We start from the raw sequence: 5,547 nt of genomic DNA on the forward strand, positions 1-5,547 counted from the left end.
GGTAAGATAGAGAAGTTGCCCTGCGGGCCTGGCTGTGATGGCTGGGTCGTGGGAGCATCCGATCCTTGAGAACTCAACAGCGTGCACTTGTCAAATGCCAAATTATCCTCGTCTCCATTTCGGTGGGGGTGAGAATTCCTTTGGATCAAAGACCAACTCCTTCCGGGGGGTTGGCATTGGATGAAGTCAGCAATGAATTTGTCTCTTTGGTCAGCATCAAACTCGCTGCGTCATCGTTTTCCCGGTGTCGTATGCATTTCTTTTTTACGGAGAGTTTGATCCTGGCTCAGGATGAACGCTGGCGGCGTGCTTAACACATGCAAGTCGAACGGTGAACACGGAGCTTGCTCTGTGGGATCAGTGGCGAACGGGTGAGTAACACGTGAGCAACCTGCCCCTGACTCTGGGATAAGCGCTGGAAACGGCGTCTAATACTGGATATGTGACGCGACCGCATGGTCTGTGTCTGGAAAGAATTTCGGTTGGGGATGGGCTCGCGGCCTATCAGCTTGTTGGTGAGGTAATGGCTCACCAAGGCGTCGACGGGTAGCCGGCCTGAGAGGGTGACCGGCCACACTGGGACTGAGACACGGCCCAGACTCCTACGGGAGGCAGCAGTGGGGAATATTGCACAATGGGCGCAAGCCTGATGCAGCAACGCCGCGTGAGGGACGACGGCCTTCGGGTTGTAAACCTCTTTTAGCAGGGAAGAAGCGAAAGTGACGGTACCTGCAGAAAAAGCGCCGGCTAACTACGTGCCAGCAGCCGCGGTAATACGTAGGGCGCAAGCGTTATCCGGAATTATTGGGCGTAAAGAGCTCGTAGGCGGTTTGTCGCGTCTGCTGTGAAATCCCGAGGCTCAACCTCGGGCCTGCAGTGGGTACGGGCAGACTAGAGTGCGGTAGGGGAGATTGGAATTCCTGGTGTAGCGGTGGAATGCGCAGATATCAGGAGGAACACCGATGGCGAAGGCAGATCTCTGGGCCGTAACTGACGCTGAGGAGCGAAAGGGTGGGGAGCAAACAGGCTTAGATACCCTGGTAGTCCACCCCGTAAACGTTGGGAACTAGTTGTGGGGTCCATTCCACGGATTCCGTGACGCAGCTAACGCATTAAGTTCCCCGCCTGGGGAGTACGGCCGCAAGGCTAAAACTCAAAGGAATTGACGGGGACCCGCACAAGCGGCGGAGCATGCGGATTAATTCGATGCAACGCGAAGAACCTTACCAAGGCTTGACATATACGAGAACGGGCCAGAAATGGTCAACTCTTTGGACACTCGTAAACAGGTGGTGCATGGTTGTCGTCAGCTCGTGTCGTGAGATGTTGGGTTAAGTCCCGCAACGAGCGCAACCCTCGTTCTATGTTGCCAGCACGTAATGGTGGGAACTCATGGGATACTGCCGGGGTCAACTCGGAGGAAGGTGGGGATGACGTCAAATCATCATGCCCCTTATGTCTTGGGCTTCACGCATGCTACAATGGCCGGTACAAAGGGCTGCAATACCGCGAGGTGGAGCGAATCCCAAAAAGCCGGTCCCAGTTCGGATTGAGGTCTGCAACTCGACCTCATGAAGTCGGAGTCGCTAGTAATCGCAGATCAGCAACGCTGCGGTGAATACGTTCCCGGGTCTTGTACACACCGCCCGTCAAGTCATGAAAGTCGGTAACACCTGAAGCCGGTGGCCTAACCCTTGTGGAGGGAGCCGTCGAAGGTGGGATCGGTAATTAGGACTAAGTCGTAACAAGGTAGCCGTACCGGAAGGTGCGGCTGGATCACCTCCTTTCTAAGGAGCATCTGACTCTTCGGAGTCCAGAACCCAGATCGAGGACGTTCGTTTCTCGCTGGGAGCTCATGGGTGGAACATTTGACATGGCATCGAGATCTGATCTCGGAACTAGTACGCCGCTTGCGGTTGGAAGGTTCTGGGTGAGGGGACCGGTGTCTGCACGCTGTTGGGTCCTGAGGGACCGGATGCGCACTGGCCTTTCGGGGTTGAGTGCACAGTCGGTTACTCTGGGCCTCTTTCTGTTTCTCCCGTTTGGGGGTTGTGGATTGAGGGACCGCCCGTACTTTGAGAACTACACAGTGGACGCGAGCATCTTGCAGCTGACTTCGGTCGGTTGCACAAGATGATCTTAAAGATCATTAGTCAATTTCATTCCAGGCTTTCGAGTCTGGAGTCGATTCTGATTCAAACTCATGTGATTTCAAGTCTTTAAGAGCAAACGGTGGATGCCTTGGCATCTGGAGCCGAAGAAGGACGTAGCAATCTGCGATAAGCCTCGGGGAACTGATAAGCAAGTTTTGATCCGAGGGTGTCCGAATGGGGAAACCCCGCTGGGCGGCGTGCCGACCTAGTGACTCCCGCCTGAATATATAGGGCGGGTAGAGGGAACGTGGGGAAGTGAAACATCTCAGTACCCACAGGAAGAGAAAGCAACCGCGATTCCGTTAGTAGTGGCGAGCGAAACCGGAACAGGCTAAACCTAGCGTGTGTGATAGCCGGCAGGCGTTGCACGTTGGGGGTTGTGGGACTTTTCAGTCATCTCTGCCGAGGTGGCGGCGTTACAAGAAGGTATAGACGAACGGTCTTGAAAGGCCGGTCATAGAGGGTGCCAACCCCGTAGTCGAAATGCCTCTCTTGGCGCGAAGAGTATCCCAAGTAGCACGGGGCCCGTGAAATCCCGTGTGAATCTGTCAGGACCACCTGATAAGCCTAAATACTCCCAGATGACCGATAGCGGACAAGTACCGTGAGGGAAAGGTGAAAAGTACCCCGGGAGGGGAGTGAAATAGTACCTGAAACCGTTTGCTTACAAACCGTTGGAGCCTCCTTAGTAGGGGTGACAGCGTGCCTTTTGAAGAATGAGCCTGCGAGTTAGCGATATGTGGCGAGGTTAACCCGTGTGGGGTAGCCGTAGCGAAAGCGAGTCTGAATAGGGCGATTCAGTCGCATGTCCTAGACCCGAAGCGAAGTGATCTATCCATGGCCAGGTTGAAGCGACGGTAAGACGTCGTGGAGGACCGAACCCACTTAGGTTGAAAACTGAGGGGATGAGCTGTGGATAGGGGTGAAAGGCCAATCAAACTTCGTGATAGCTGGTTCTCTCCGAAATGCATTTAGGTGCAGCGTTGCGTGTTTCTTGCCGGAGGTAGAGCTACTGGATGGCCGATGGGCCCTACAAGGTTACTGACGTCAGCCAAACTCCGAATGCCGGTAAGTGAGAGCGCAGCAGTGAGACTGTGGGGGATAAGCTTCATAGTCGAGAGGGAAACAACCCAGACCACCAACTAAGGTCCCAAAGCGCGTGCTAAGTGGGAAAGGATGTGGAGTTGCCTTGACAACCAGGAGGTTGGCTTAGAAGCAGCCACCCTTGAAAGAGTGCGTAATAGCTCACTGGTCAAGTGATTCCGCGCCGACAATGTAACGGGGCTCAAGCACGCCACCGAAGTTGTGGCATTGACATTATTGGTAGGCCTTCGTGGTCCAGCCGTGTTGATGGGTAGGAGAGCGTCGTGTGGCCAGCGAAGCGGCGGTGTAAACCAGCCGTGGAGGCTACACGAGTGAGAATGCAGGCATGAGTAGCGAATGACGTGTGAGAAACACGTCCTCCGAAAGACCAAGGGTTCCAGGGTCAAGCTAATCTTCCCTGGGTAAGTCGGGACCTAAGGCGAGGCCGACAGGCGTAGTCGATGGACAACGGGTTGATATTCCCGTACCGGCGAAGAACCGCCCAAGCTAATCCAGTAGTGCTAAGTGTCTGAATCCCAGTGACTGATCCCTTCGGGGTGACGCTCTGGGCCTAGCGCACGACCCCATTCTGGTGCGGTTAGCGTATTAACAGGTGTGACGCAGGAAGGTAGCCCAAGCCAGGCGATGGTTGTCCTGGTGCAAGTGCGTAGGCCGAGTCGTAGGCAAATCCGCGATTCACATAGGCTGAGACACGATGCGGATAAAAAGTGGGTGATCCTATGCTGCCAAGAAAAGCATCGACGCGAGGTTCTAGCCGCCCGTACCCCAAACCGACTCAGGTGGTCAGGTAGAGAATACCAAGGAGATCGAGAGAATCGTGGTTAAGGAACTCGGCAAAATGCCCCCGTAACTTCGGGAGAAGGGGGGCCTTCGGCGTATAGGGATTTACTCCCGAAAGCGTTTGGAGGCCGCAGAGACTAGTGGGTAGCGACTGTTTACTAAAAACACAGGTCCGTGCCAAGTCGCAAGACGATGTATACGGACTGACGCCTGCCCGGTGCTGGAAGGTTAAGAGGACCGGTTAGCCGCAAGGCGAAGCTGAGAATTTAAGCCCCAGTAAACGGCGGTGGTAACTATAACCATCCTAAGGTAGCGAAATTCCTTGTCGGGTAAGTTCCGACCTGCACGAATGGCGTAACGACTTCCCAACTGTCTCAACCGCGAACTCGGCGAAATTGCATTACGAGTAAAGATGCTCGTTACGCGCAGCAGGACGGAAAGACCCCGTGACCTTTACTACAGCTTGGTATTGGTGTTCGGTGTGGCTTGTGTAGGATAGGTGGGAGACTTTGAAGCATGGACGCTAGTTCGTGTGGAGTCATTGTTGAAATACCACTCTGGTCACTCTGGATATCTAACTTCGAACCGTAATCCGGTTCAGGGACAGTGCCTGGTGGGTAGTTTAACTGGGGCGGTTGCCTCCCAAAAAGTAACGGAGGCGCCCAAAGGTTCCCTCAACCTGGTTGGCAATCAGGTGTCGAGTGTAAGTGCACAAGGGAGCTTGACTGTGAGACTGACAGGTCGAGCAGGGACGAAAGTCGGGACTAGTGATCCGGCAGTGGCTTGTGGAAGCGCTGTCGCTCAACGGATAAAAGGTACCTCGGGGATAACAGGCTGATCTTGCCCAAGAGTCCATATCGACGGCATGGTTTGGCACCTCGATGTCGGCTCGTCGCATCCTGGGGCTGGAGTAGGTCCCAAGGGTTGGGCTGTTCGCCCATTAAAGCGGTACGCGAGCTGGGTTTAGAACGTCGTGAGACAGTTCGGTCCCTATCCGCTGCGCGCGTAGGAAGTTTGAGAGGATCTGACCCTAGTACGAGAGGACCGGGTTGGACGAACCTCTGGTGTGTCAGTTGTTCCGCCAGGAGCACCGCTGATTAGCTACGTTCGGGATGGATAACCGCTGAAAGCATCTAAGCGGGAAGCCGGCCTCAAGATGAGACTTCCATACCTTCGGGTGAGAGGCTCCCAGCCAGACTACTGGGTTGATAGGCCAGATGTGGAAGCACGGTAACGTGTGCAGCTGACTGGTACTAATAAGCCGATGACTTGATAACACACCGTTTGTTGGTGCTACGCGTCCACTGAGTGGTTCTCGATGTACGGTCGAGAACCGCATAACAACAATGACTTTGTTATGTGTTTGATTGAAACATCAATAGTGTTTCGGCGGCCATAGCGTGAGGGAAACGCCCGGTTACATTCCGAACCCGGAAGCTAAGCCTCACAGCGCCGATGGTACTGCAGGGGGGACCCTGTGGGAGAGTAGGACACCGCCGGACTCCTTTTA

General features: G+C 54.6%; 3 rRNA genes. All 3 read left to right on the plus strand.

What is annotated here, in order from left to right:
- Positions 1-263: 263 nt before the first annotated feature.
- The 3 genes from CQ045_RS18565 (at position 264) to rrf (ending at position 5,539) form a co-directional block, all read left to right on the plus strand.
- Positions 264-1,787 (plus strand): 16S ribosomal RNA (locus CQ045_RS18565).
- A gap of 422 nt (positions 1,788-2,209) precedes the next feature.
- Positions 2,210-5,314, plus strand: a 23S ribosomal RNA gene (locus CQ045_RS18570).
- A 108-nt stretch (positions 5,315-5,422) separates the two neighbouring features.
- Positions 5,423-5,539 (plus strand): 5S ribosomal RNA (gene rrf / locus CQ045_RS18575).
- The 16S, 23S and 5S rRNA genes sit together here, the layout of an rRNA operon.
- Positions 5,540-5,547: the final 8 nt, after the last annotated feature.

The organism is Microbacterium sp. MYb66 (assembly GCF_002979435.1).
Lineage (GTDB): Bacteria > Actinomycetota > Actinomycetes > Actinomycetales > Microbacteriaceae > Microbacterium.